The organism is Haliea sp. (assembly GCF_040221975.1).
Lineage (GTDB): Bacteria > Pseudomonadota > Gammaproteobacteria > Pseudomonadales > Halieaceae > Haliea.
Genome location: NZ_JAVJWR010000036.1, coordinates 1 through 26,887, shown reverse-complemented (window position 1 = coordinate 26,887; position 26,887 = coordinate 1). Strand labels below are relative to the sequence as shown.

23 protein-coding genes are annotated in these 26,887 nt (G+C 65.3%); 20 read left to right on the top strand and 3 right to left on the bottom strand.

All coding sequences use genetic code 11. From position 1 onward, the window contains the following. Nucleotides 1–123: 123 nt before the first annotated feature. The 17 genes from RLO07_RS18365 to RLO07_RS18285 all read left to right on the top strand — a co-directional run bounded on the left by RLO07_RS18365 (nt 124) and on the right by RLO07_RS18285 (nt 19,004). Nucleotides 124–903, top strand: coding sequence for a hypothetical protein (locus RLO07_RS18365; RefSeq protein WP_462293599.1), 780 nt, complete (start codon nt 124–126; stop codon nt 901–903). Between the two features lie 26 nt (nt 904–929). Then, nucleotides 930–2,453, top strand: a complete 1,524-nt coding sequence (locus tag RLO07_RS18360; RefSeq protein ID WP_462293598.1) for a fumarate hydratase — start codon at nt 930–932, stop codon at nt 2,451–2,453. A gap of 4 nt (nt 2,454–2,457) precedes the next feature. Next, entirely contained in the window at nt 2,458–3,906 is a 1,449-nt protein-coding gene (gene sbcB, locus RLO07_RS18355; RefSeq protein WP_462293597.1) for an exodeoxyribonuclease I, read from the top strand. An 82-nt stretch (nt 3,907–3,988) separates the two neighbouring features. Continuing rightward, the gene (locus RLO07_RS18350; RefSeq protein ID WP_462293596.1) at nt 3,989–5,011 is read left to right on the top strand and encodes an aspartate carbamoyltransferase; all 1,023 of its coding nucleotides are present in this window, start codon (nt 3,989–3,991) and stop codon (nt 5,009–5,011) included. Beyond that, nucleotides 5,001–5,621 (top strand): NUDIX domain-containing protein, encoded by a 621-nt coding sequence (locus tag RLO07_RS18345; protein WP_462293595.1) that lies wholly within the window; start codon nt 5,001–5,003, stop codon nt 5,619–5,621. The genes RLO07_RS18350 and RLO07_RS18345 overlap by 11 nt, the downstream gene beginning before the upstream one ends. Before the next feature lie 33 nt (nt 5,622–5,654). Then, entirely contained in the window at nt 5,655–7,259 is a 1,605-nt protein-coding gene (gene murJ / locus RLO07_RS18340) for a murein biosynthesis integral membrane protein MurJ (RefSeq protein WP_462293594.1), read from the top strand. A gap of 76 nt (nt 7,260–7,335) precedes the next feature. Continuing rightward, the gene (gene ribF, locus RLO07_RS18335; RefSeq protein ID WP_462293593.1) at nt 7,336–8,298 is read left to right on the top strand and encodes a bifunctional riboflavin kinase/FAD synthetase; all 963 of its coding nucleotides are present in this window, start codon (nt 7,336–7,338) and stop codon (nt 8,296–8,298) included. Between the two features lie 26 nt (nt 8,299–8,324). Beyond that, nucleotides 8,325–11,129, top strand: a complete 2,805-nt coding sequence (gene ileS / locus RLO07_RS18330) for an isoleucine--tRNA ligase (protein WP_462293592.1) — start codon at nt 8,325–8,327, stop codon at nt 11,127–11,129. Further along, entirely contained in the window at nt 11,122–11,619 is a 498-nt protein-coding gene (gene lspA / locus RLO07_RS18325) for a signal peptidase II (RefSeq protein WP_462293591.1), read from the top strand. Before ileS ends, lspA begins: the two co-directional genes overlap by 8 nt. Next, nucleotides 11,616–12,092: an FKBP-type peptidyl-prolyl cis-trans isomerase gene (locus RLO07_RS18320; protein ID WP_462293590.1), complete on the top strand. Its 477-nt coding sequence runs from the start codon at nt 11,616–11,618 to the stop codon at nt 12,090–12,092. The genes lspA and RLO07_RS18320 overlap by 4 nt, the downstream gene beginning before the upstream one ends. Further along, nucleotides 12,092–13,042 (top strand): 4-hydroxy-3-methylbut-2-enyl diphosphate reductase, encoded by a 951-nt coding sequence (ispH, locus tag RLO07_RS18315; RefSeq protein WP_462293589.1) that lies wholly within the window; start codon nt 12,092–12,094, stop codon nt 13,040–13,042. Before RLO07_RS18320 ends, ispH begins: the two co-directional genes overlap by 1 nt. Before the next feature lie 139 nt (nt 13,043–13,181). Then, a complete protein-coding gene (locus RLO07_RS18310) occupies nt 13,182–13,739 on the top strand; it encodes a GspH/FimT family pseudopilin (RefSeq protein WP_462293927.1) in 558 nt (185 codons plus the stop codon). Beyond that, on the top strand, nt 13,736–14,338 hold the full coding sequence (gene pilV / locus RLO07_RS18305) for a type IV pilus modification protein PilV (protein WP_462293588.1): 603 nt from the start codon (nt 13,736–13,738) through the stop codon (nt 14,336–14,338). The genes RLO07_RS18310 and pilV overlap by 4 nt, the downstream gene beginning before the upstream one ends. Before the next feature lie 2 nt (nt 14,339–14,340). Then, the gene (locus RLO07_RS18300; RefSeq protein ID WP_462293587.1) at nt 14,341–15,321 is read left to right on the top strand and encodes a PilW family protein; all 981 of its coding nucleotides are present in this window, start codon (nt 14,341–14,343) and stop codon (nt 15,319–15,321) included. Between the two features lie 25 nt (nt 15,322–15,346). Then, a complete protein-coding gene (locus RLO07_RS18295) occupies nt 15,347–15,871 on the top strand; it encodes a hypothetical protein (protein ID WP_462293586.1) in 525 nt (174 codons plus the stop codon). A 17-nt stretch (nt 15,872–15,888) separates the two neighbouring features. Continuing rightward, complete coding sequence (locus RLO07_RS18290; protein WP_462293585.1) at nt 15,889–18,546, top strand: pilus assembly protein; 2,658 nt, start codon at nt 15,889–15,891, stop codon at nt 18,544–18,546. An 11-nt stretch (nt 18,547–18,557) separates the two neighbouring features. Then, nucleotides 18,558–19,004, top strand: a complete 447-nt coding sequence (locus RLO07_RS18285) for a type IV pilin protein (protein ID WP_462293584.1) — start codon at nt 18,558–18,560, stop codon at nt 19,002–19,004. A gap of 11 nt (nt 19,005–19,015) precedes the next feature. Here the strand turns inward: RLO07_RS18285 and RLO07_RS18280 are convergent, their stop codons facing one another. Then, on the bottom strand, nt 19,016–20,377 hold the full coding sequence (locus RLO07_RS18280; protein WP_462293583.1) for a sigma-54-dependent transcriptional regulator: 1,362 nt from the start codon (nt 20,375–20,377) through the stop codon (nt 19,016–19,018). Between the two features lie 5 nt (nt 20,378–20,382). After that, entirely contained in the window at nt 20,383–22,008 is a 1,626-nt protein-coding gene (locus RLO07_RS18275) for a sensor histidine kinase (protein WP_462293582.1), read from the bottom strand. Between the two features lie 157 nt (nt 22,009–22,165). On the opposite strand from RLO07_RS18275, the gene RLO07_RS18270 reads away from it, so the two are divergent. Then, entirely contained in the window at nt 22,166–23,797 is a 1,632-nt protein-coding gene (locus RLO07_RS18270) for an NAD+ synthase (protein WP_462293581.1), read from the top strand. Between the two features lie 70 nt (nt 23,798–23,867). Here the strand turns inward: RLO07_RS18270 and RLO07_RS18265 are convergent, their stop codons facing one another. Further along, nucleotides 23,868–24,749 (bottom strand): outer membrane protein assembly factor BamD, encoded by an 882-nt coding sequence (locus RLO07_RS18265; RefSeq protein WP_462293580.1) that lies wholly within the window; start codon nt 24,747–24,749, stop codon nt 23,868–23,870. A gap of 91 nt (nt 24,750–24,840) precedes the next feature. On the opposite strand from RLO07_RS18265, the gene rluD reads away from it, so the two are divergent. Both rluD and pgeF read left to right on the top strand, forming a co-directional pair. Continuing rightward, nucleotides 24,841–25,818 carry a 23S rRNA pseudouridine(1911/1915/1917) synthase RluD gene (gene rluD, locus RLO07_RS18260; protein WP_462293579.1) on the top strand — a complete coding sequence of 326 codons (978 nt, stop codon included), beginning with the start codon at nt 24,841–24,843 and terminating at the stop codon, nt 25,816–25,818. After that, entirely contained in the window at nt 25,790–26,602 is an 813-nt protein-coding gene (gene pgeF, locus RLO07_RS18255) for a peptidoglycan editing factor PgeF (protein WP_462293578.1), read from the top strand. The genes rluD and pgeF overlap by 29 nt, the downstream gene beginning before the upstream one ends. Nucleotides 26,603–26,887: the final 285 nt, after the last annotated feature.

Below are 26,887 nucleotides of genomic sequence, written 5' to 3'. Positions count from 1 at the left end.
TCCCACACCATTGCGCGGGGAGTGCGCTCCTGCCGATTTCAGCGTATGCCAATTCCAGCGCGCTGCACTGGCGCGCTCCCGCATGTATAATGCTGTCTCCATTTTTCTCCCCAGCGGTTGACCATGGCTCAGGACGATCTCGACCATATGCCCCCCATCGTGCCCTCCCGCGAAACCGGGCAGCACTATGACACCCCCAAATCCCGTGGCAGCAAACCCGACAAGCCTCGCGGCGGTCAGCGCCCGCCTGCGGGGGCCGGCAATGGCGGCGGTGGTGGTGGCGCGGGTCTGCTGGCGCGACTGTTTATCGCCGTGGCCCTGGTGGTGGCGGCCGTCGCCTGTGCCTGGGCGTTCCAGTTGCAGCAGCAGCTGGAGCAGGGCAACGCCCAGATGGAGCGCTATGCCAAGCGGATCAGTGACCTGGAAGCTCGCCTGTCGGATACCGACGAGGGCCTGAGCCAGAACACGGAAGCGATGGCCGTCAGGATCAAGGAGCTGTATTCGGAGGTGGACAAGCTGTGGGCGTCTGCCTGGCGGCGCAACAAGGCGGCTATCGAAGAGCTGGAGAAGACCAGCGCCGGCCAGGTGCGCAAGGTGGCGGCTGCGGAGAAAACCATCGCCGCCAACGAAACCCAGCTCAAGAGCGCGGCCAGCGATATCGCCCGCCTGAAGAGCGTTGCCGGGGACCTGGAGCGGCTGATGGCCAGTGCCCGGGCCAACCAGGCCGAAGTGGAGCGGGTGGCAGACAACCTCAACCGCATCAACGTGGAACTGACCAGGTTGAGCAAGCGGGTGGGGGATAACGAGGAGTGGGTGAACTCCATCAATTCCTTCCGCGCACAGATCAATCGTACCATCAGCGAGCTGCAGACCTCGGTGCGGAACCTGCAGTCCGCGCCCTGACGCCAGACCAACCAAGGACTCCTGCCATGACTGTTATCCGCCAGGATGATTTTATCGACAGCGTCGCCGACGCCCTGCAATTCATTTCCTACTACCACCCACTGGATTTCGTGCAGGCGGTGCACGAGGCCTGGCAGCTGGAGCAGAATCCGGCGGCGAAGGACGCCATGGCCCAGATCCTGATCAACTCGCGCATGTGTGCCCAGGGCCATCGTCCCATCTGTCAGGATACCGGCATTGTCACCGTGTTCCTGAAAATCGGCATGGACGTGCGCTGGGACGCGACTCTGTCCGTCACCGACATGGTCAATGAGGGCGTGCGCCGCGCCTACCTGCATCCGGACAACGTGCTGCGCGCCTCCATTCTCGCGGATCCAGCCGGGGCCCGCCGCAATACCAGGGACAATACCCCGGCGGTGATTCACATGGAGGTGGTGCCCGGTGACACCGTGGATGTGCAGGTGGCGGCCAAGGGTGGCGGTTCCGAGAACAAGTCCAAGCTGGCCATGCTCAACCCCTCCGACAGCATCGTCGACTGGGTAGTGAAAACCGTGCCTACCATGGGTGCCGGCTGGTGTCCGCCGGGCATGCTGGGCATCGGCATTGGCGGCACTGCGGAGAAAGCCGCGGTGATGGCCAAGGAAGCCCTGATGGACCCCATCGACATCCACGAGCTGCGCCAGCGCGGCCCCGCCAACCGCGCCGAAGAGCTGCGCCTGGAAATCATGGACGCGGTCAACCGGCTGGGTATCGGCGCCCAGGGCCTGGGCGGCCTGACCACGGTGCTGGATGTGAAGATCAGGGATTTCCCGACCCACGCGGCCTCCCTGCCGGTGGCGATGATTCCCAACTGCGCCGCTACTCGCCACGCGCATTTTGTCCTCGACGGCTCTGGCCCCGCCCTGCAGGCGCCGCCGAACCTGGACGATTGGCCGGATATCGACTGGGAAGTCGGCGAGCAGGTGCGGCGTATCAATCTCGACACGGTGACCCCGGAGGAAGCTGCGCAGTGGCAGCCCGGCGACACGCTGTTGCTGTCGGGCAAGATGCTGACCGGCCGCGACGCCGCGCACAAGAAGATGAAAGAGCTGATCGAGAGTGGCGAGGGTCTGCCCCCCGCGGTGGATCTCAGGGGCCGTTTCATCTACTACGTGGGCCCGGTGGATCCGGTGCGCGACGAGGTGATGGGCCCGGCGGGCCCCACTACTGCCACCCGCATGGACAAGTTTACCGACTTCATTCTCGAGCACACCGGCCTGCTGGGCATGATTGGCAAGGCCGAGCGGGGTCCCGTAGGGATCGAGGCCATCAAGAAGCACCAGGCGGTGTACCTGATGGCAGTCGGCGGGGCGGCTTATCTCGTCTCCAAGGCCATCACTTCCGCCCGCGTGGTCGCCTTCCCGGAGCTGGGCATGGAAGCGATCTACGAGTTCGAGGTGAAGGACATGCCGGTGAGCGTGGCGGTGGATGCCCGCGGCGTCTCCGTGCACGAGCAGGGCCCGAAAATCTGGAAGGCGAAGATCGAAGAACAGGCCCTCGAGCTCATCTGAGCGCATGGCCTCTCCCAGCTTCTACTGGCACGACTATGAAACCTTCGGGACGGACCCCTCGCGGGATCGCCCGGTACAGTTCGCGGGGCTGCGCACTGACGCCGAGCTGAACGTGATCGGCGAGCCGCTGGTGATTTACGCCCGCCCCGCGGATGATTTTCTGCCCCACCCCCAGGCCTGCCTGGTCACCGGCATCAGCCCGCAGCTGGCGCTGCAGAGGGGGGTGCCCGAGTGCGAATTCATCGCCCGCATTCACGCCGAGCTGGCCCGGCCCGGTACCTGTGGCGTCGGTTACAACTCCCTGCGCTTCGACGATGAATTCACCCGTTTCACCCTGTACCGCAATTTTTTCGATCCCTATGCCCGCGAATGGCAGCACGGCAACTCGCGCTGGGACCTTATCGACCTGCTGCGCACGGCCTGGGCCCTGCGTCCGGAAGGTATCGAGTGGCCCCTGCGCGAGGACGGCCATGTCAGCTTCAAGCTGGAGGAGCTGACCGCCGCCAACGGGATCGCCCACACCGCCGCCCACGACGCCCTGTCAGACGTCGAAGCCACCATAGCCATGGCACGGCTGGTGCGGGAGCGGCAGCCGCGGCTGTACGACTATGTCCTCGGCAGCCGCGACAAGCGTGCGGTGCAGGCGCAGCTGGACATTGCCGCGATGAAGCCGGTGCTGCACATCTCCGGGATGTTTGGCGCCGAGCGCTTCAATACCGCGCTGATGGTGCCGCTGGCGATGCACCCGGACAACCGCAACGAGGTGATCTGCTTCGATCTCAGTGCCGATCCGGCACCGTTGCAGGAATTGTCTGCCGAGGCCTTGGCCGAACTGTTGTTTGCGCGCCGCGATGAACTCGAACCGGAGCAGGAGCGCCCCGGCATAAAGACCGTGCACAGCAACCGCTGCCCCGTCCTGGTGCCGGCGAAAATGGCCGACCCGGCCCTTGCCGCCCGCATCGGCCTCGACGGAGAGCGCTGTCGCCGGCACCTGGCCCAGCTGCGGCAGTGGCGAGAGCGGGACGGCAGCGCCATGACGGCAAAATTGCAGGCCATCTATCAGGGCCGCAGCTTCCCCCCGGTTACCGACCCCGATCGCATGCTTTACAGCGGTGGTTTTTTCTCCGACCAGGATCGCCGCACCATGGATGCAGTGCGTGCCGCGGCGCCGGAGACACTGGCAGGACAGAGCTTCGCCTTCGAGGATGCGCGCCTGCCGGAGATGCTGTTTCGCTACCGCGCGCGCAATTATCCCGCCACCCTGACACCTTCCGAACAGGCCCAGTGGGACGAGTTTCGCTTCCAGCGACTTACCGAACCGGACGCGGGCGCCACCATTTGCCTCGAAGAGTACCTGGCCCTGGTCGAGGCGCTGTTGCAGGAAGAGCGGCCCGAATCCCAGCGCCAGCTGCTGCAGGATCTGCTGGATTACAGCGACACGCTGCTGGCCTGAAGGGGAATCGTCCGGGCCCATGGGCAAGCCCGCCGGCCTGCCCGTATAATGGCCGCACATCAACACGGGGGAGTTCGATCGCGTGCACTTTGCCGGTAGCCATATCCTGTCCATCGCCCAGTTTGAACGTCCCGATGTCGAACAGCTGTTCGCGGTGGCGGACCGGATGCAGCCCTATGCCCACCGACGTCGCGCTACCAAGGTGCTGGATGGCGCCATTCTCGGGGCCATGTTCTTCGAGCCCAGCACCCGCACCCGGGTCAGTTTCGGCAGCGCCTTCAACCTGCTGGGCGGGGAGGTGCGCGAGACCACGGGCTTCGAGATGTCGGCCATCGCCAAGGGCGAGTCCCTGTACGATACCGCGCGGGTGCTGAGTGGCTACTCCGACATTATTGTCATGCGCCATCCCCAGGAGGGGTCGGTGGCGGAGTTTGCCGCGGCCAGCCGGGTGCCCGTGTTGAACGGCGGCGACGGCAGCAACGAGCACCCCACCCAGGCACTGCTGGATCTGTATACCATCAAGAAGGAACTCGCCGGCCGCGGCCGCGGCATCGACCAGCTGCGTATCGCCATGGTCGGTGATCTGCGCTTCGGCCGCACAGTGCACTCCCTGTGCAAGCTGCTGTGCCTGTTCGACGGCATCCAGGTGGTACTGGTGTCGCCCGCGGAATTGCGCATGCCACCGGCGATTGTCGAGCAACTGCGTACGGCAGGCCACCAGGTGCTGGAGTCGGAAGCGCTGGAGGCCAGTATCAGCAATGTGGATATCGTCTACTCCACCCGGATCCAGGAGGAGCGCTTCAGCTCGCAACAGGAGGCGGACCTCTATCGCGGCCGCTTCCGCCTCAACCAGAGCATCTACACCGAGCACTGCGAACCCAACACCGTGATCATGCACCCGTTGCCCAGGGATTCCCGGGTCACTGCCCGGGAGCTGGACGACGATCTCAACGACAACCCCAACCTGGCGATCTTCCGCCAGACCGACAACGGGGTGCTGGTGCGCATGGCCCTGTTCGCCCTGGTGCTGGATGTGGCGGACCAGGTGGACAGCCATGCCCGCGACGTCAATTGGTACACGGGAGGCCGCTTCGATGTCCTTTGAGTTGACCTTCGCCAGCGACGCCGTGGAGGTACTGGAAGACAGTATCGCCTTCAAGGGCTATTTCCAGATGCGGCGCCTCACGCTGCGGCACCGGCTGTTCGGCGGCGGCTGGAGCGAGCCGCTGACACGGGAGGTGTTCGAGCGCGGCGACGCCGTTGGGGTGCTGCCCTATGAGCCGGAAACCGACAGCGTGATCCTGATCGAGCAGTTCCGGCCCGGTGCCCTGCGCGATCCCGCGACGCCGTGGATGCTGGAACTGATCGCCGGCGTGGTCGAGGCCGGCGAAAGCGATATTGAAGTCGCCCGGCGCGAGGCGGCAGAGGAGGCGGCCTGCGAGCTGGCGGAGCTGGTGCCCATCGCCAGTTACTACCCCAGTGCCGGCGCCTGCTCCGAGCATGTGCGCCTGTTTTGCGGGCGGGTCAGCAGCGCCGGCGTCGGTGCCGTGCACGGCGCTGCGGCGGAGGGCGAGGATATTCTCGTGCACCGGGTGCCCCGCCTTGAGGCCCTGGAACTGCTGGCACAGGACCGGATTCCCAACGGTCACACTCTCGTGGCACTGCAGTGGCTGCAGTTGCAGGGTGACACGCTGCGCCAGTGTTGGTGCCGCTGATGACGGGCGCCGCCGACGCATGAATCCGTTCCTGTGAGTGCCGCCACGCCAGCAGGCAGCTCGCCGGAGCCCGCTGGCCCCGGCCTGTTGCGTTCCAGCGCCCTGGTGGGCAGCATGACCATGCTGTCGCGGGTACTGGGGCTGTTGCGGGACGTGGTGATGGCGGCTGTCGTTGGCGCCAGCGCCAACGCCGACGCCTTTTTCGTCGCCTTCAAGATCCCCAATTTCCTGCGCCGCCTGTTTGCCGAGGGGGCCTTTGCCCAGGCTTTCGTGCCGGTGCTGGCGGACTACAAGGAGGACGGCAGCATCGCCGCGGTGCGCGCCCTGATCGACCGGGTGGCCGGGGTGCTCGGCGGCACCCTGCTGCTGGTCACCACCGTGGCCATCCTCGCGGCGCCCCTGGTAGCGGCCCTGTTCGCCCCGGGGTTTGTCGGTGATGCCTACAAGTTCGAGCTCACCGCGCAGATGATCCGCATCACTTTTCCCTATCTGCTGCTGATCTCCATGACCGGGTTCTGCGGCGCCATTCTCAACAGCTATGGCCGCTTCGCGGTGCCGGCGCTGACGCCGGTGTTCCTCAACCTGTCGCTGATTGCGGCGGCGCTGGTGGCGGCGCCCTGGTTCGAGGAGCCGGTGTTCGCCCTGGCCTGGGGGGTGGCGCTGGCGGGGGTGGTGCAGCTGCTGTTCCAGCTGCCGTTCCTGTACCGGCTGGACCTGGTGCCGCGGCCGCGCTGGGATACCCGCCACCCGGGGGTGCGGCGGATTCTGAAGCTGATGATACCGGCCCTGTTCGGGGTCTCGGTGAGCCAGATCAACCTGCTACTGGACACGGTGCTGGCCTCTTTCCTGCCCACCGGCAGCGTCTCCTGGCTGTACTATTCCGACCGCCTCATGGAGCTGCCTTTGGGTGTATTCGGTGTGGCCATCGCCACCGTGATCCTGCCCAGCCTGTCCGCCCACCGCGCCGGGTTGCGGATGGCCCAGTTCAGCCAGACCCTGGACTGGGCCGTGCGCTCGGTGTTGCTGGTCGCCGTGCCGGCAGCTGTCGCCCTGATGGTATTGGCAGAGCCGATCCTGGTGACGCTGTTCCAGTACGGCAAGTTCCGGCCCGAAGATGTGGGCATGGCGGCCCTGAGCCTGCAGGCCTACAGCCTGGGCCTCGCGGCCTTCATGCTGATCAAGGTGCTGGCGCCCGGCTTCTACGCGCGCCAGGATACCGCCACCCCGGTCAAGATCGGCATCATCGCCATGGTCGCCAACATGGTGCTGAACCTGGCGTTCGTGCTGCCGCTGCTGTATCTCTACAATACCGGTCATGTGGGACTGGCGCTGGCGACCAGCGTCGCCGCCTACCTCAACGCCGGGCTGCTGCTGCGGGGCCTGCTGCGGGATGGCGTGTTCATCTTCCAGCCGGGCTGGGGTGCCTACGGCGGCCGCTTGCTGGCGGCTACCGTGGCGATGATGGCCGCCGTGCTCTGGTTGTGTCCGCCAACCGCGACCTGGGTGGACTGGAGCCTGCAGCAGCGGGTCTGGTGGCTGGCGCTGACCTGCGGTATCGGCGGGGCGGCCTATCTGGGAGTGCACGTTGCGCTGGGTACCCGTCTCAGCCATCTGCGGACGCCGGTGTCGCCTCCCTGAGAGCGCACTGCCATAGGCTATGGCGACACTTTTCGCTATACTCCTGCGTTTGCTTTGGCGGGGTGTTTCCCACTACATGGAGCTCATTCGCGGCCTGCACAATCTGGGGCCCTCACATCGCCCCTGCGTGGCCACGATAGGCGCCTTTGATGGCGTCCATCTCGGCCATCAGGCCGTAATCCGGCAGCTGCAGGACAAGGCGGCGGATTTCGCCCTGCCGTCGACCGTGATCGTGTTCGAGCCCCTGCCGCGAGAGTACCTGGCGCCGCTGGATGCGCCGGCGCGGATCATGAGTTTCCGGGAGAAATTCCTGGCGCTGGAGGACCTGGGTGTGGACCGCCTGTTGCGCATCCACTTCAATGAGGGCTTGCGCAGCACTTCGGCCCAGGCTTTCCTGGAGCGTATTTTTGTCCGCGGCCTGGGGGTGCGCTACATCGTGCTGGGAGATGACTTCCGCTTTGGCAACGACCGCGAAGGCGACATCGACTTCATCCAGCAACAGGGTCTGCGCTACGGCTACGAGGCGGGTTCCACCGAGACTTTTGAGCTGGAGGGGGAGCGCGTCAGCAGTACGCGCATACGCAAGGCGCTGGCGGAGGGCGACTTCACCCTGGCGGAGCGGCTGTTGAGTCGCCCTTACCGGATCAGTGGCAAGGTGGTCTACGGTCGCCAGCTGGGACGCGAACTGGGTTTTCCCACGGCCAACATGGAACTGCATCGCCTGCGCTCGCCGCTGTCGGGTGTGTATGCGGTGACGGTGAGTGGGGCGGGGCTGGAGAATGCCCCGGCGGTGGCCAACGTCGGCACCCGGCCCACGGTGAGCGACAGCATACGGGCCAACCTGGAAGTGCATGTGCTGGAGGGCAAGCCACAGCTGTACGGCAAGCACTTGCAGGTGACTTTCCTGCACAAGCTGCGGGAAGAGCAAAAGTTTGACTCCGTGCCCGAGCTGCAGCAGCAGATTGCGCGCGATGTGACCGACGCCCGCAGCTGGCTGGCGGCACATGGGAATGGCAGCGGCAAGGTCCGCGCCGGCTAACGTATTGAAACGGGATTGAGAGTTGCATGAGTGAATACAAGGACACGCTGAACCTGCCGCAGACAGCGTTCCCGATGAAAGCCAGCCTGGCCCAGCGGGAACCACAACGCCTGCAACAGTGGCAGGAGATGGACCTGTACGGGAAGATCCGTCGGGCCGCTGCCGGCCGTCCCAAATTCATCCTGCACGATGGCCCGCCCTATGCCAACGGCGAGTTGCACGTCGGTCACGCAGTCAACAAGGTCCTGAAGGACATCATCGTGAAGTCGCGCAGCCTGGCGGGCTTTGACGCCCCGTACGTGCCGGGCTGGGACTGCCACGGCCTGCCCATCGAACTGAATGTGGAGAAAAAGGTGGGCAAGCCCGGGGGCAAGGTCACGCCCGCGGAATTTCGTCAGAAGTGCCGCGAGTATGCCGCCAGCCAGGTGGATGCCCAGCGCGAGGATTTCATGCGCATGGGCGTACTGGGCGACTGGACCAATCCCTACCTGACCATGAACTTCCGCTTTGAGGCGGATATCGTGCGCACCCTGTCCCGCATCATTGACAACGGTCACCTGCACAAGGGTTTCAAGCCGGTGCACTGGTGCCTGGACTGCGGCTCCGCCCTGGCGGAGGCCGAGGTCGAGTACAAGGACAAGCATTCGCCGGCCATCGACGTGGCCTACGCGGCCCTGGATCCGGTGGCAGTGAATGCCGCCTGTGGCAGCGAGTATTCCGGCGAGATCGCGATACCGATCTGGACCACGACACCCTGGACCCTGCCCGCCAGCATGGCCGTGAGCCTGCACCCCGAGCTGGATTATGTCCTGCTTGCGGGCGAAGGCAGGGCGCTGCTGGTCGCGGAGGAGCTGGCGGCTGCCTGTGTCGAGCGCTTTGGCCTGCCGGGCATGACAGTGCTGGGACGTTGCAAGGGCGCGGCGCTGGACCGGCAACTGCTGCAGCATCCCTTCCTCGACCGGCAGGTGCCGGTGGTGCTTGGCGAGCACGTGACCACCGAGGCCGGTACCGGTGCGGTGCACACCGCCCCGGCCCATGGCCAGGACGACTACGTGGTGGGGGAGCAATACGGCCTCGAGGTGTTCAATCCCGTCGGCGGCAACGGCGTTTTCCTGCCCGAAACCCCTTATTTCGCCGGCCAGCATGTGATGAAAGCCAATGCTGCCATCGTGGATCTGCTGCGTGAACGCGGCGTCCTCCTGCACCACGAGGACTATGAACATTCCTATCCCCACTGCTGGCGGCACAAAACCCCGATCATCTTCCGCGCCACCCCGCAGTGGTTCGTGAGCATGCAGCAGAACGGCCTGTTGCAGGGCGCAAAGGCGGCGGTAGAGAACGTGCAGTGGCTGCCCGAGTGGGGCAAGGCGCGCATCGATGCCATGCTCGCCAGCCGTCCCGACTGGTGTATTTCCCGGCAGCGCACCTGGGGGGTGCCCATCGCCCTGTTCATCCACACCGAGAGCGGCGCATTGCACCCGCGTACCGGCGAGCTCATGGAGCAGGTGGCGGGGCGCATCGAGGAGCGGGGCATCGACGCCTGGTTTGACCTCGAGCCCGGGGAATTGCTGGGGGACGAGGCCGCCGAGTACGAAAAAGTAACGGATACCCTGGATGTCTGGTTCGATTCCGGCGTGACCCACGCCTGTGTACTGCGCCAGAGGGAGGGTCTGCAGGCCCCTGCGGACCTTTACCTGGAAGGTTCCGACCAGCACCGCGGCTGGTTCCAGTCCTCCCTGCTGACCAGTATCGGCGCCTATGGCGAGGCCCCCTACAAGAGCGTGCTCACCCACGGCTTCACTGTGGACGGGCAGGGTCGCAAGATGTCCAAGTCCCTGGGCAACATCATCCCCGCGAAAAAGGCGATGAACGACCTGGGAGCCGATATCCTGCGCCTGTGGGTGGCCGGAGCCGATTTTCGCGGCGAAGTGGCCGTGTCGGACGAGATTTTCAAGCGCACCGCCGACGCCTACCGCCGTATCCGCAATACCGCCCGCTTCCTGCTGGCCAACCTCAATGGCTTCGACCCGGCGCAGCATGCCCTGCCGGCTGCAGAACAGCTGTCTCTCGATCGCTGGGCAATCGACCGTGCGGCGCGCCTGCAGGCGGAGATTGAGCAGGCCTACGAAGACTACCAGTTCCACGTGATCTACCAGAAGCTGCACACCTTCTGCGCCCACGACCTGGGCGGTTTCTACCTGGACGTGATCAAGGATCGCCAGTACACCACCCGCGCCGACAGCCGCGCCCGGCGCTCGGCACAGACCGCTCTCTACCACATTGCCGAGGCGCTGGTGCGCTGGGTGGCGCCCATCCTCAGCTTCACCGCCGAGGAGATCTGGGAGAACCTGCCCGGCGAGCGCGGTGAATCCGTCTTCCTGTGTCAGTGGTACGAGCAGCTGCACACCCTCGCCGATGGCGAAGCCATGGGCCGCGATTACTGGCAGCAGGTGATGGCGGTGCGCGTCGCGGTCAACCGGGAGATTGAAGTGCAAAGGGCTGCAGGCCTGGTGCGCGGTTCCCTGGATACCACTGTCACCCTGTTTGTCTCGCCGGAGCTGCAGAGCCTGCTGGAGCAGCTGGCCGACGAGCTGCGCTTTGTGCTCATTACTTCCGCTGCGACCTTGCAGCCGCTGGCATCCGCGCCCGATGCCGCCGCGACGACTGAACTCGCCGGCCTGCGCCTGCAGGTCAGTGTGGCGCAGGAGGAGAAGTGCGAGCGCTGCTGGCACCGGCGCCCGGACGTGGGCAGCCACGGCGCCCACCCGACCCTGTGTGGTCGCTGTGTCGAGAACATCGACGGACCCGGGGAGCAGCGCCACTTTGCCTAGGACGCTACAGACCGGCGCCTGGTATGCCTTGGCGCTGCTGATCATCGTGCTGGACCAGCTGGCCAAGGGTATGGCGGAACAGTACCTGGAGTACGGCCGCCCGCTGGTGCTGACCAGCTGGTTCAACCTGACCCTGCAGTACAACCCCGGTGCGGCCTTCAGCTTTCTCAGTGATGCAGGTGGCTGGCAGCGTTACTTCTTCAGCGCGATTGCCGTGATGATCAGCGCAATTCTGGTAGTGTGGTTGTACCGGCTACCTGCGACCCAGCGCCTGCTGCCACTGTCTTTGGCCTTGATTCTTGGCGGTGCCATAGGCAACCTGTGGGACCGGGTAGTGCTGGGACATGTGGTGGACTTCATCTCGGTACATTACGGCGGCTACTTCTTCCCCGCCTTCAATATCGCGGACTCGGCCATCACCGTCGGCGCTGCACTGATGATTCTCGATAGCCTGCTGGCCTCGCGGCCGGACAGCAACGGAGGCAAATGACCCCTCGTGAGCAAGACACCGTGACCCTTGACGTACCCGTAAGCGAAGGCACCCGCGTCTTCCTGAACTTCTCTGTCAGCCTGGAGGACGGCTCCGAGGTGGACAGCAATTTTGGCGGCGAGCCGGTGAATTTCGTGGTTGGCGACGGCAGCCTGCTGCCCGGTTTCGAGCGGCTGTTGTTTGGCATGGCCCCGGGCCAGCGGCAGATGTTCACCGTGCTGCCGGAGGACGCGTTCGGCCAGCCCAATGACAATAACGTCCAGGTCCTGGCGCGTGAGCATTTCGATGACGACGCCGAGCTTGAAGTGGGCCTGGTATTTTCCTTTGCCGACGCCGCCGGTGGTGAACTGCCCGGCCTGATCGTGGCGTTCGACGAGGAAGAGGTGACCGTGGATTTCAACCATCCTCTGGCCGGGCGCACCATCCACTTCGACGTACTGGTGCACCGGGTCGAGCCGGCGGAGCTGCACTGATGGAAATCCGGCTGGCGAATCCCCGCGGTTTTTGCGCCGGAGTGGATCGCGCCATCGATATCGTCAATCGTGCCCTGGAGATTTTCGGGGCCCCGATCTATGTCCGCCATGAAGTGGTGCACAACAAGTTCGTGGTCGAGGACCTGCGCTCTCGCGGGGCGTTGTTTGTCGATGAGCTGGAAGAGGTTCCCGATGATTGCATTGTCATCTTCAGCGCCCACGGCGTCTCCCAGGCGGTGCGCAGGGAAGCGGGCCGGCGTGGACTGAAAGTGTTCGATGCCACCTGCCCGCTGGTGACCAAGGTGCACATCGAAGTGTCGCGCTACAGCGACGATGGCAGCGAGTGCGTATTGATCGGTCACCGCGGCCATCCCGAGGTGGAGGGGACCATGGGGCAGTACGACCGCAGTGCCGGTGGCGAGATCTATCTGGTCGAGGATGAGGCGCAGGCAGCCAGCCTGGTGGTGCGCAACCCGGAAAAGCTCTATTACGTGACCCAGACCACGCTCTCTGTGGACGACACGGCGCGGGTGATCGACGCCCTGCGCAGACGCTTTCCCCATATTCAGGGGCCGCGCAAGGACGACATCTGCTACGCCACCCAGAATCGCCAGGATGCAGTCAAGCAGCTGGCGGCCGAGTGCGATCTGGTACTGGTGGTCGGTTCCCCCAACAGCTCCAATTCCAACCGCCTGCGGGAGCTTGCCGAGCGCATGGGGGCCGAGGCTCACCTGCTGGACAGCGCAGGGGATATTGACCCGGCCTGGCTGCAGGGCAAGAAGCGCATTGGCGTGACCGCCGGTGCCTCGGCGCCGGAAGTGCTGGTGGCCGAAGTGGTCCAGGGCCTGCAGGATCTGGGTGCGACTGCCCCGGTGGAGCTGCTCGGGCGCCCGGAACACGTGACCTTCTCCCTGCCCCGGGAGCTGCGGATTCCCAGCCGCGATATCTGATTCCTGCCGCTCCCCGGGCCCCTGGCTTCGCCCGCGCCCATCACCTCCTGCTCGCCTTTCATCAGATGCCGCCGTTCGCTGGCAATGCGCCGTCTCCCGGGTAAGCTGAAAGGCAACAGGGAGGTGTTTCGTGAACAGGATGTTCAAAGGCAAACCAGCCCGGGGCCTGACCCTGGTGGAGCTGATGCTGGTGCTCGCCCTGCTGGGCATACTCACGGCGGTGGCGGTACCCGGATTTCAGGGCCTGCAGCAGCGGACGCAGATGCGGACCGAGGCGACCCGGCTGCTGGCGGCGCTGAATCTGGCCCGCAGCGAGGCGGTGCGCCGCAATCTCCCCGTGAGCCTGTGCCCCTCCAGTTACGCGGTGTCCGGCGCACTGGGCTGCGACGGTAACTACCGTGGCGGCTGGATCGTGTTCAGCAACCCCGGTCGGGAGCCGGAGATCGATCCCGACAGCCTGGTGCGGGCCTGGGCGCCGATGCACCCGCAGTTGCAGCTCAGTAATCGCAGCGGCACCCGACTCGCGGACGATCTGATTACCTTCATGCCTGACGGCTCCGCCGGCCGCAACCGGACCCTCATGATTTGCTCGCGCGCACAGTCGCAGCTGGCCTCCTGGAGCCTGGTGATGAACATTGTCGGGCGCTCGCGCCTGGTGCGAGGGTGGGGCGAGTGTCCCGGGGAGGCGTTGCAGTGAACGGCAGGCAGGCCGGGCTGGGCCTGATCGAAGTCCTGGTCGCGGCACTCGTATTTGCGCTGGGCCTGCTGGGATTGCTGGGGGCGCAGATAAGCGCGAAGCAGCATGGCATGGAAGCCCTGCAGCGGTCCGTCGCCACGGAGCTGGCCCGGGACCTGCTGGAACGCATGCGCAGCAATCCGCGGCAGCTGGAGGCCTATCGGCTGGATAACGTCGCCCCCGCAAGTGCGGCGTCATCGCCGCGCGCCTGTGCCCGATTGGCGGCCGCAGCTGGTGGAAGTCCGGGTTGTAGCCCCGCGGAACTCGCTGAACACGATCTCGCGGAATGGCTGCAACTGCTTGCAGGCGCGGCGACTGTGGTGACTGTCGATGGCGCGCAGGCGGCGGTTGCGGGCCTGCTGGAACCTCGCGCCTGTGTTGCCGTTACCGCGGGCAGGGTGAGCGTGGCGATTGCCTGGCGCGGGCTCGAACCGATGGCCAGCCCCGGGGAATCCAGTTGCGGGAGTGGCGGCGGGTGGTACGGTCCCGCCGATGAATTGCGCCGTGTGCTGGTCATGCAGAGCTGGATCGGGGCGCCGGATTCTGGTGCCGGGGAGTGAAAATGCGCCAGGCTGGAGTATCTCTCACCGCCCTGCTGGTGTCGCTGGCCCTTGGACTGGTGCTCTCGGCCGCCGTCATTGCCCTGTATCTCGAGAGCAAGCGCCAGTACCTGGTGGGCGACGAGATGGCCCGGCTGCAGGAGAACGGCCGCTATGCGGTCAACCTGCTGCGACGGGAGTTGCTGCTGGCAGGTTTTTTCGGCGGCATCGATGGCAGCGTATTGCCCCCGCCGCCGGCGACGGGTCCCGGCTGTGATGTGGCCGGGCAGTGGCCTCTGGGGCCGCTGCCGGCAATTGATCTGCAACCTGATTATCGAGGCGGGCCGCCGCGCACCGTCGCGGGCGTCAACCTGGAGTGTTTGCCGGCGTCGGCCCTGCAGCAGGGCAGCGACCTGCTGGCGATCAGGCGCGTGGCCGGTGAAGCGACGCTGGCCAATGGCCTGTATGCGCCGGGGGTGTCCTCGCCAGACAGCGGGCATTGGTATCTGCGCTGGCACGAGCATGGCGCCAACGCCAGCTGGTGGCAGGCGGGCCGGGTCGACACCACCGAAGTGGTGGCCGGCAGCGGCAGCTGGTACTGGCGGTTGTACCCGCGCATCTTTCATGTGCGGCGTTTTTCCACCGAACCCGCCGATGCGATACCCACGCTTTGCGCGGCGGGACTGGCCCCTTCCGGTATGCTCACCCAGTGTCTGGTGGAGGGCGTCGAGTACCTGCGACTTGAGTTCGGGGTTGACCGGAGCGGCGACGGGGTCCCGGACTTCTACCTGCGTTATCCCACCGCGGCGCAATTGCAGCGGGCAGTCAGCGCCCGTGTCCATCTGCTCCAGCGCGGACTGACACCCCTCCAGGGTTATCGCGACAACCGACAGTACCGGCTGGGCCAGACCACGGTGGACATTGCGGGCGATGGCTATTTGCGGCGTGTGTTCAGCGCCACCGTGCAGTTACGCAATGCGGCCGTGTGGCCAGTGGCGGGATAGCACTGTGCCTGTGCCGCTGCGATCAATGTCACGCGGTTGCGCAACCCGGGAGTGGTCCGGCGGCTATATCCTGCTACTGGTCATGGTGTTCCTGCTGCTGCTGGCGGTAATCGCCGGCACATCGTTGCGGGGCAGCGCGCTTGAGTTTCGCCTGGCCGGTAACGATCAATTTCGGGAGCAGGCCCTGCAGCGTGCCCTCGGCATTGCCCGGGCGCTTGCACTCAGGCCGGCCCATTTCCCGCCGGATCTGCCGGTGGGTGACAGCCTTTGCGGCCAGGACTCGGCTTGCGCCCGGCCCATATTACCTGCGCCTGTGGCAGGTCATGGGCTGCCCGAGGGCTCCGGGCTGGAATACCGGATTACCCGCCGCGGTCCGCTGTTCGCACCGGCACCGGATTTGCGGCTGTCGCAGGCGCGGGCCTCGGGTGCCGGCGCGTGGTGGGCGGCGAACTTCGAACTGCAGGTAGTCATTGACGGCACCGCGGCCGGTTTCGGCAGTGCCGAGGTTGTGCAGGGCGTGACCCTGCTGCTGCCGGTGGAGGTGCCCTGATACCCAAGGAGGTCATTATGCGGAGTAAAGGCAACCTGAGAGTGGTGGTTCGCAGTCTTGCCCGGTGTTGGCTGGCATTGCTGCTGGCTGCGCCGGGGCAGGCGGATGATATCGATATCCATGTCCCTGACCCATCCCGGGTACACCTGTTGCTGGTGCTGGACGTGCAACCGGGGGCCGCAGCCAGGGCCCTGGCTGCGGCACTGGAGACACTGCTGGCCTCACCCCAACTGGAGGATATCCAGCTGGCGCTGGCGGCGCCAGATGCTAGTGGCACCGCGCCGGAATATCGTCGACTCGGGGACCAGCGCAGCACGCTCGCCAGCGCTATTGCGGCCCGCCTGGATCCGGACCCGGATCCGGCAGGAGGTGAGGACTCCGCGGCGGGCGACACCCTGTATCATGTGCTGCGCCGGCAATACCCGCCGCAGGAAGAAGGCATGTGCGCCGAGTTCCAGGTGCTCACGTTCAGCTCCACACCCCTGGCCCGCGGCGCGGCATTGCCGGTAGCGGACCCCGTGGCGTTGCGGCGCAGTCTGGCGGAGCGGCTGCTCGGCCTGGTGAGCCGCCGCCACAGTCTGGTGACCGCCATCGGTCCCCCGGTGGGCGCCGGTCCCGGCGGCATGCCGCGCGACCTCTACCTCGGGATGTTCGAGGCGCGGCCGCGCATCGGCTGGCGCGGCAATCTGAAAAAACTCAGGCTGGTTGCACACGAAGCGTCGGAGATCCCGGCGAGCTTGCCAGACAGTCCGGCGGTGCAGGCGGCAGTCGTCGATAGCCAGGGTGACGAGGGGCTTGAACAGTCGGGGCCATTGCGGGGGCAGATCAGCGCCCGGGCGCTCACCTTCTGGACCGACCCCGGCGTTTTTGCGCCCGCGACAACCGGCGATGAAGCTGCCGCCAGTGTGGACGGAGCCGCGGTCGCCCGCGGCGGTGCGGGCCAGAGAATTCCCGGCCTGGATTCAGCAGCTGGCACCGTGGGTGAGGTCAACGGTATTGGCAGTCGCCAGCTTTTCACCGAGGCCGCGGTGGGAGCCGACCTGTTGCCACTCAATGCCGACCTGCTCACGGCACAGGAGCTGGCGCCCTGGCTGGGCACGGAGGATTCGGCGCACGCTCTGTCGTTGCTGCGTTGGGCCCGGGGCTGGGAGGTGGGCGAGGATCCACCTCGCCCCCGGGATTGGCTGCTGGGAGAGGTGCTGCACTCGCGGCCGCTGGCAATCAACTACGGTGCCGTCGGTCCCGGCCACGACGCAGCCAATCCCAATATCAGGGTACTCTTCGGTAGTGGCGAAGGGTTCCTGCATGTGCTGGAAAACACCGACTCCCAGGGCCGGGAGAGTGGGCGCGAGCTATACGGGTTCATGCCCCGCGAGCTGCTGGCGAATCTGCGCCTGCGCCGGGCGGGCGCGCTGCCGGCAAGCCAGTTTCGCTACGGTGTCGATGGCAGTCCGGTCGCGCTGCTGACCGATCGAAACGGGGATGGCAATCTGCGCGCGGAGGAGGGCGACGAGGTGCTGGTCTATTTTGGCCTGCGCCGCGGCGGGCCCAGCTATTATGCGCTGGACATGAGTGATCCGACCCTGCCGCCGCGGTTGCAATGGGTCATTGCCCGCACCCAGGGGGGTGACTTTGATGAGCTGGGCCTGAGTTTTTCCACGCCCCTGGTGGGTAGGGTCAAGTTCGGCGGCAGAGGTCGCGACGTGCTGATCTTCGGCGGCGGTTACCAGGATGGTGGCAATGCGGTGTATATCGTCGATGCGCGCAGCGGCGAGCTGATCTGGAAGGCGGTCCAAGGCACCACCGGCGCTCGCAGCAACAGGCACCATGCCCACGCCGAACTGGGTGCCAGCATAGCCGCCGACGTCGCCGCGCTCACCGATGCCGCGGGCTACATTCATCGTCTCTATGTGGGTGACACCGGTGGCAGGATATGGCGTATCGATCTGCCGCCGGGACACGGCGATGACCTGAACCACCGGGCAGATAACTGGTCCGTGACCCTGTTTGCAGTGCTTGGCGGCACCGGGGCCGACAACCGCCGTTTCTTCCACGCGGCGGAACTTGTACAGACCCGCACCGAGCGGGGGCAGCGGGTGGACGGCGTCCTGATTTCCAGCGGCGACCGGGCGCATCCTGCCGCAATCGGGGTCGAGAATTTTCATTTCTACCTGAAGGACTACCTCAGCACCAGCGGCGATCCTGCGGTGCGAGAGCGCGAGCCTGTGCGACTCGCGGATCTCAGTGACCAGACCGGTTGCAACAGCAATAGTGGGATGAGCTGCGCTGATACGCTGACCCAGGGCTGGAAAATCGCCCTGGAGGGCCCCGGCGAAAAAGGGCTGGCGAGGCCGGTGTTGGATGCGGGCCGGGTGTTCATGAGCAGTTTTACCCCGTCGGCCGACCCCTGTGCACGTACGCCGGGGCAAGGAAGGCTCTATGTCATGGCGCTTGCGGATGGCGCTGCGTTGGCGGGCGGTGGCCGCGCCTTTGATCTGGGCGAGGGTATCCCGGCAGAGATTCTCCGCGTGGGCGATTATCTCCTGTTGCCCTCGGGCGGCGCGGCGGTGCCCGGTGACCCGGACGGAATGCTGCTTCCGGGGCCCCTGCAGCGCTCGCTGACGCCACGCCTGTTGCAGGTTTACTGGCGCCAGCCGGGAATTGACCGCCTGTGAGGTCTGCCACGGTGTCTGGTCCTGGCTGGCGAGCACACGGGATCACGCTACTGGAACTGCTGGTGGTCATGCTGCTGCTCGGATTGCTGTTGCTGTTGGTGATGCCGGTCTACAGTGAGCAGGCGCGCAAGGCGCGGCGGGTGGTCGCCACCGCTGAACTATTGCAGCTGGCGGCGCGGCAGGAGCACTTCTTCATCAGTCACCGGCAGTATGCGAATGACCTGACCGCACTGGGCTACTCCCTGCCCACCGCTGTTGGCATTGGTGCCCAGGGGCAGGAGGTGACGGCGGGTGCCCTCTACGAGATTTCCCTGCAGGACGTGGAAGCCTACCGTTTCAGGGCGCTGGCGCGCCCGGTCGGGCAACAGGCCGGGGACCAGCGCTGTGGCACTCTGGGTATTGACTCGGACGGTGTGCGCAGCGCAACCGGTCCCGGTGGTGTGGGGGAATGCTGGTAGGGAGGCCCGCTTCAGTCATCCAGCTGCAGCTTCTGCAGCCGGTACCGCAGACTGCGGAAAGTCACCCCCAGCAGCTTGGCGGTGGCGGTCTTGTTCCAGCGGCACTGCTCCAGGGCGGCGCTCAGAATCTGCCGCTCGATATCTTCCAGATAGCCTTCCAGATTGCCGAAGGCAGCTTCGACGTCCAGGCCCTCGCCCCGGGCCAGCTGGGCAGGCGCTGGCTGCGGCGCAAACTGCAGGTCATCCTCGTTGATCACCTCGCCCTCGGCCAGGGCGACCGCTCGTTCCAGGATATTCTCCAGTTCTCGCACATTGCCGGGAAACCGGTACTGCTGCAGGGCTGCCATGGCGGCCGGTGAAATCGTGGGCAGTGGCGTGTCCGTGCTGGCACAGATACGTGCGAGCAGTGCCGGTGCGAGTATCGGGAGGTCTTCGAGGCGCTCGCGCAGACTGGGTACCTGCAGATCAATGACGTTGACGCGGTAGTACAGGTCATTGCGGAAATAGCCCGCCGCGACCTCCGCCGCAAGATTTTTGTGGGTCGCGCTCAGCAGGCGGACGTCAATTGCCTGCTCCTCGCTGCCGCCCACCGGGCGCACCGCCTTTTCCTGTATTGCCCGCAGCAGCTTGACCTGCATCGGCAGCGGCAGATCGGCGATTTCATCAAGGAACAGGGTGCCACAGTCGGCCGCCTGGAACAGTCCCAGCTTGTCGCGGTTGGCACCGGTGAAGCTGCCCTTGAGATGGCCGAAGAACTCGCTTTCCATCAACTCGTGGGGAATGGCGCCGCAGTTCACCGCGATAAACGGCTGCTCCGCCCGCGGGCCGTTGCTGTGGATCATCCGGGCGACGACTTCCTTGCCGACTCCGGATTCACCGTGGATATGCACTGGCGCCTGGCTGCGGGCGAGTTTGCTGATCTTGCTGCGCAGGGCGACAATCTGTGGCGCATTGCCCAGCAGGCGGCTGTTCCTGGCTTCATCCCCGTCCGTGGATGCCGGTGCGTCATTGAGGCGCAGGGCGGAGCTTACCAGGTTGCGCAGACGCTCCAGCTCTATCGGCTTGCTGATGAAGTCGAAGGCGCCGGCCTTGAGCGCCGCAATCGCGGTTTCGACACTGCCGTGGGCGGTGATCATCGCTACCGGGATCTCGGGGAATTCCCGCTGTATATATTCCACCAGGCTGATGCCGTTACCGTCGGGCAAGCGCATGTCAGTCAGGCACAGGTCGGGCTGCAGCTGTGCCACCTTGTCACGCGCCTCGCCGAGGGTTGCGGCGCTCGAGGAATTCAGCCCCATGCGGCTCAGGGTGATGCCCAGCAGCTCCCTGATATCGGGTTCGTCGTCGACGATAAGTACGGTCTGGGAGCTCACGGTAGCTACAGTTCCCTCTGGTTCAGTGCCACCCTGAAGCAGCTCTCACCCTGGTCAGTGGTTCGATAGTACAGGTCGGCATTGTTGATTTCACACAGTTCCTTGCACAGGAACAGTCCCATGCCGCTGCCTTCCTGCACGGTGGTGTAGAACGGTTCGAACAGCTTGGACCGTTCCTGCAACGGCACGCCGGCACCGTGGTCAATGACGTCGATCAGGCATTGGTGCTTGCTGAAATCCAGTGCCACCTCGATTCGCGCCCGCTCGTGGCCAGTGGTCATCTTACTGTGCCGCAGGGCGTTGTCCAGCAGGTTGCCGAGGACCCGCTGCAGGTTTTCCTGGTCGAACTCCACCAGCAGATCCGGATAGCTGCAGTCCACGGTGATCTCGGCGTTATCCTCCAGCCCGTCGAGGTAATTGCCGACGAAGTCCGGCAACCAACCACACAGGGGGATGTACTCGGGCCTGGGTGGCTCGCGGCGGGAGATCTGCATTACGCTCTCCACGGTCTGGTTCACCCGCCGGCTGTGGTGCTGGATAATGTCTGCGAGACGGCGGTCCGAGTCTGCCAGCCCGTGGGACTCCAGCAGCAGCTGGGCGGCGTGGCTGATAGCCCCCAGAGGATTGCGGATTTCGTGGGCGATGCTCGCGGTCAGGCGTCCGAGGGAGTTGAGCTTGAGGGATTGCGCGTACTGGGTCACCGGGGTGTAGTCCTCGATGAAGACCAGGGTCTCGCGCTCGGCCCCCGGCTGCAGTTCGCGAAAGTGCGCGATCACCGGCGGCGCTGATTCTGACACCCGAAATGGCTGCGCGCGGTGCTGGCCATTGTCCCGCCAGTACTCGAACTGACGTGCGAGGTCTTCACTGTAATCCCAGAGCCGGCGACCCTGCTCCATGGTGATGGGCCGCTCCGGCGACAACAGCATGCTCGCCGCCTTGTTCATGACCCGGACAATACTGTTTTCGCTGACCAACAGGATGCCTGTCTGCATGTGCTGCACGATCTGCTCGTTGAGCCGCTGCAGGTTGTAGAGGTCACTGGCGCGGGAGCGCGCCAGTTCCTCTGCCTTGCCCAGGCGGCTGGCAATGAACTGGACCATCAGGGAGACGCCGAAAATCAGCAGTCCCAGCAGGCCTACCGGAAACAGTGTATTGATATCGAGAGCGCCACGCAGCACCAGCCAGACCGTGTCGGCGAGGGTCGCCAATACGCTGAGTGCGGCGATCAGGGTGGCCAGGGTACGGTTGGGAATCATTACCGCGGCGGCAGCCACGGTAATCACCAGCAGCACCGGCAGGCCGCTCTCCATGCCACCACTGGCGTCGGTCATCAGCACGATGGCGATGATGTCGATGAGAAACACGGCGAACAGCCCGCGCTGGTTGTAGCGCCACTCCCCCGCCAGCGAGCCCAGCAGCAGCGCGCTGGTGGCCAGGTAGGCGAGGGCTACGGTGACATACAGGGTGGGGTTGAGCACGCCGACCAGCTGCCGGGTGTTGGGACTGACCAGCATGATGAGCAGCACCACCGACAGCAGCGAGCGGTAGCCGACATAGATTCGGAACAGCAGCAGGTTCTGCTGGCTGGCGCCCTGGGGAGCGGGCCGTGTCAGGATCGCGGGTCGATTCACGCGCGGGTGGTGCCTGGTTGCCGTGGAATGCCCAGTGTAGCAGGCCTGATTGCGGCGTGAACGGACGATTCACCACGACTAAATGTGAACCGGGTCTGGCAGCGGCGCGGCCTTTGCCGGAAAATGGCTGCCTCCTGACAGTGAAAGCGGAAGTCGCATGACCAGCCTCAATATCCTCATGGCGCAGATGAACACCCGGGTAGGTGACTTCGAGGGCAATACTGCCCGGGTCATCGCCGCAATCGAGCGTGCCCAGGAGCAGGCACCTGCGCCCGTGCTGGTGTTTCCGGAATTGACCCTGAGCGGCTATCCGCCTGAGGATTTGTTGCTGCGGCCCAGCGTCGAGCTGCGGGTGACCCAGTCCCTGCAGGCCATTTGTGCCGCCCTGACCGGCGACGCCTGGGTCGTGCTGGGGTACCCCCGGCGCGAGGGTATTGCCCTGTACAATACTGCGGCGGTGCTGCACCGGGGCGAGATTGTGGCCGAGTACCACAAGCAGTGTCTGCCCAATTACCAGGTGTTCGACGAGAAGCGCTACTTTCAGGCCGGGGACAGACCCTGCGTGGTGGAAGTAGCCGGGGTCCTGGTGGGGCTCACGATCTGCGAGGATATCTGGGAGCCTGGTCCCGTGCGCGATGCCGCCGAGGCCGGCGCGGAACTGATCCTCAACCTCAATTCCTCGCCCTACCATCGCGGCAAACGCGTCGAGCGCTGGGAGCTGGTCGCGGATCGCGCCCGCAGCAACAGCCTGCCTGTCGTCTATGTCAATCAGGTGGGAGGACAGGACGAACTGGTGTTTGATGGCGGTTCCTTCGCGGTGGACGCCCAGGGTGAGCTGGTGGCCGCGGCCCCCAACTTTGTCGAGGGAGAATACTGGCTGCAGGCCGGGCAGACGGAGGCCGGCATCCGCTTCAGCGGCCTGGACATCGCTGCGCCTCTGCATGAACTGGAGGCGGTATGGCAGGCGCTGGTGCTGGGACTGCGGGACTACGTCAACAAGAACCGCTTTCGCGGCGTGGTCCTGGGCCTGTCCGGCGGTATCGATTCCGCCCTGACCCTGGCGGCGGCGGTGGAAGCGCTGGGGCCGGAGCGGGTCGAGGCAGTAATGATGCCCTTCCGCTACACTGCGCAAATGAGCGTGGAGGATGCGGCTGAGCAGTCGCGCATGCTCGGTGTGAAGCACAAGGTGATTTCGATCGAGCCCATGTACGAGGCATTCATGGCGGGCCTGCAGGAGGAGTTTGCCGGCACCAGCGTGGACACCACGGAACAGAACCTGCAGGCCCGCTGTCGCGGGGTACTGCTGATGTCCATCTCCAACAAGAAGGGGCTGCTGGTGCTGACCACTGGCAACAAGAGCGAATTGGCGGTGGGGTACTCCACGCTCTACGGCGATATGGCCGGCGGTTTCGATGTGCTCAAGGATGTGCCCAAGACCCTGGTCTTCGAACTGGCGCGCTACCGCAACAGCCTGCGCCCGTGCATTCCCCAGCGGGTGATCGACCGGCCGCCGTCCGCCGAGTTGGCGCCTGACCAGAAAGACGAGGACAACCTGCCGCCCTACCCGGTGCTGGACCGGATCCTGGAGCTGTACGTGGAGCAGGATTTCAGTGCCTCAGCCATCATCGCCAAGGGCCTGGATGCGGAGCAGGTGCACCGCGTACTGCGATTGGTGGATCTGAACGAGTACAAGCGGCGACAGGCGCCTATAGGGGTGCGGATCAGTCGCCGCGGCTTCGGTCGCGACCGCCGCTATCCGATTACCTCGGCCTGGGCTCTGGGGGACTGAGGCGGCGCTTGTCCTGTGTATCGAGGCGGTGCCTATTTATTGAGGCGGCGCTTGTTTATAGATGCGGCGCCTATTTATACAGAGCGCGGCTGTCGAACTGGGGTACTTGCGGCGGGTCGAAGAGGCCGAAGGTCGCCCGGTTGATGATCGAGCGGTTGGCACCGTCCAGATCGTAGTCGCTGACGAATTTGCCGTCCCGGTCCAGGGCCGGGTAGTCCGGATAGTTCAGCCTCAGAACCTCAATGGCATCCTCGGCGAGGTCGTTCATGCCCAGCAGGATATAGCCCTGTGCCATGACTGCCAGTCCGTCGGCGACGGCGGGGGTGCGCTGGAAATTCTCTACCACATAGCGGCCACGGTTGGCGGCGGCCAGGTAGGCACCGCGCCGGAAGTAGTAGTTGGCGACCAGGATCTCATGGCGCGCCAGCAGGTTGCGCAGGTGCACCATCCGCGCCTTGGCATCTGCCGCATAGGGGCTGTCCGGGAAGCGGGCCACGAGCTGGGCAAACTCGGCAAAGGCTTCGCGGGCGTGGCTGGTATCCCGACTGCTCTCATCCGTGGGCAGGAAGCGGGCAAAAATGTCTGACTGGGCGTTATAGGCGGAGAGGCCTTTCATGTAGTAGGCATAGTCAACGCTGGGGTGTTGCGGGTGCAGGCGGATGAAGCGGTCTGCGGCTTCCACCGCTGCTTCATGCTGGTAGGCCCCGTGGTGGGCGTAAATCAGTTCCAGCTGGGCCTGTTCCGCATACTTGCCGAAAGGATAGCGGGATTCCAGCAGCTGCAGGCTGCGCACCGCCAGGTCGAAATTGCGGCTGCGCAGGTAGCGCTGGGCGTTGTCGTACATCTGCTGCTCACCGCTGTCTGCGGCGAGCTCGTCAAGTTCGTCCTTGCCGGCGCAGCCCAAGAGCAGGGCGACGAGGAACAGGGCAATGGTGATTTTCACTGATTTCAACAAGTTGGCAACCGCTGGCGTGATAGACTTGGAAGTTCGCATTAGCGCGCTATTTAACCACATCACCCTCGGGGCTTAAACAGGAATTCCCATGGCAGACAGAATCCGCGCCCGGGCCGAGGTTGGCCCCGAGCTCGATGGCGAACGCTTGGACCAGGCTGCGGCCCGTCTGTTCCCGGACTATTCACGCTCCCGCCTGCAAACCTGGATCAAGCGCGGGGAGTTGCTCGCGGACGGGGAGCTGTGCCGGCCGCGGGACAAGGTGCGCAGCGGCGCGGAGCTGACCGTGGATGCCCTGCTTGAAGACGAGGTCAGCTGGCAGGCGGAAACGGTGGAGCTTGATATTCTCTACGAAGACGAAGCCATCCTGGTCCTCAACAAGCCCGCCGGCCTGGTGGTGCATCCCGCCGCGGGCCACGCCGACGGCACCCTGGTCAACGCCTTGATCGGCCACGCCGCGAGCATGGCGCAGCTGCCCCGGGGGGGCATCGTGCATCGGCTGGACATGGAAACGTCCGGCGTCATGGTAGCGGCCAAGACCCTGAGCGCGCACCACCACCTGGTGGCGCAACTGCAGGCCCGTACGGTCAAGCGCCAGTACTGCGCGGTCTGCATCGGTGCCATGACCGGCGGTGGCACCATTGACGAGCCCATTGGCCGTCACCCCCGCCAACGCAAGAAAATGGCGGTGGTTGCTACCGGCGGCAAGCCCGCTATTACCCACTACAAGGTGACCAGGCGCTTTGCCCACCACACCCGCATCGCCGTGAACCTGGAGACCGGCCGCACCCACCAGATCCGGGTGCACATGGCGCATCGCCACTATCCCCTGATTGGCGACCCCCTGTACGGCGGCCGCCCGCGGATCCCGAAGGGTGCCTCCGAGCGCCTGATCGAGGCCCTGCGCAGGTTTCCGCGCCAGGCCCTGCACGCGGAGTCCCTGGGTCTGATTCATCCGGTGACCGGTGAGGCGATGCAGTTTGACTGTCCGTTGCCACCGGATATGGTGGAACTCCTGCAGGTGCTGACGGAAGAAGACAGTGTCAACGCCCGTCCTGATCAGGCCTGATTGGCCGGCACCGGGCGGGGTCAGCGCCCTGGTCACAACCCGGGAAGGCGGTGACAGCACAGGACCCTGGCAGGGACTGAACCTGGGCGACCATGTTGGTGATGACCCGCTGGCAGTGCAGGCAAACCGCGCCATCCTCCAGCGCGCGCTGCCGGCGGGAACGTCAGTGCAGTGGCTGCGGCAGGTACACGGTACTGGTGTAGTACGGGCCTCCCGCAGCGGCGCTGTGCCCGAGGCCGACGCCTGCTGGACCAGCGAACCCGGTATTGCCTGCGCGGTGCTCACCGCCGATTGCCTGCCGGTGTTGTTCTGCGACCGTGCCGCCTCGGTGGTTGCAGCCGCCCACGCGGGCTGGCGCGGTCTGTGTGACGGGGTCCTTGAGGCCACGGTGGCTGCCCTGCCAGTTGATCCCGGCGAGCTGCTGGCCTGGCTGGGACCGGCCATCGGCCCGGCCGCCTTTGAAGTTGGCCCCGAGGTACGCGATGCCTATATTGCCGCAGCGGTCGCTGGGGTGGCCCGTCCCGAGACGACCGATGCCGCGGCAGCCGATGCGGGGGTGGTCGCCAGTGCAGTGGTGGAAGTGGAAACCGCCTTCGCACCATCTCCTCGTATGGGCCGGTTCCTGTTGGACCTCTACGCCCTGGCCCGAATACGGTTGCAGAAAGCCGGTGTCGGTGCCGTCCACGGCGGTGGGCTCTGCACCCTGAGCGATCCCCGGCGCTTCTACTCCTACCGCCGTGAAGGTACCACCGGCCGCATGGCCAGCTTGATCCAGCTAAAGTAAACCCGGTTATCGCGGATTATGGCGGTCGCAATACTGGACCTTTCGTGCCGGCCCTGGGCACCAGAAAAGTCTTGCTGGTTTTAAGGGAGCCCCGTTCCCCTGGAAGCCACTGCCCCTGAAAATCCTCCGGTGCCAGAACCTCAAGGGGGCGCTCTTTCCCGTCGGAAGCCACGGCCCCTAACCATCATCTGGCGCCAGAATCTCCGCGGAGTCGCCGTTGAGGCGAATATCGAAGCACCCGCGGTGTAACTGACGGTGATGGAATCGGCACAGCGTCACCAGGTT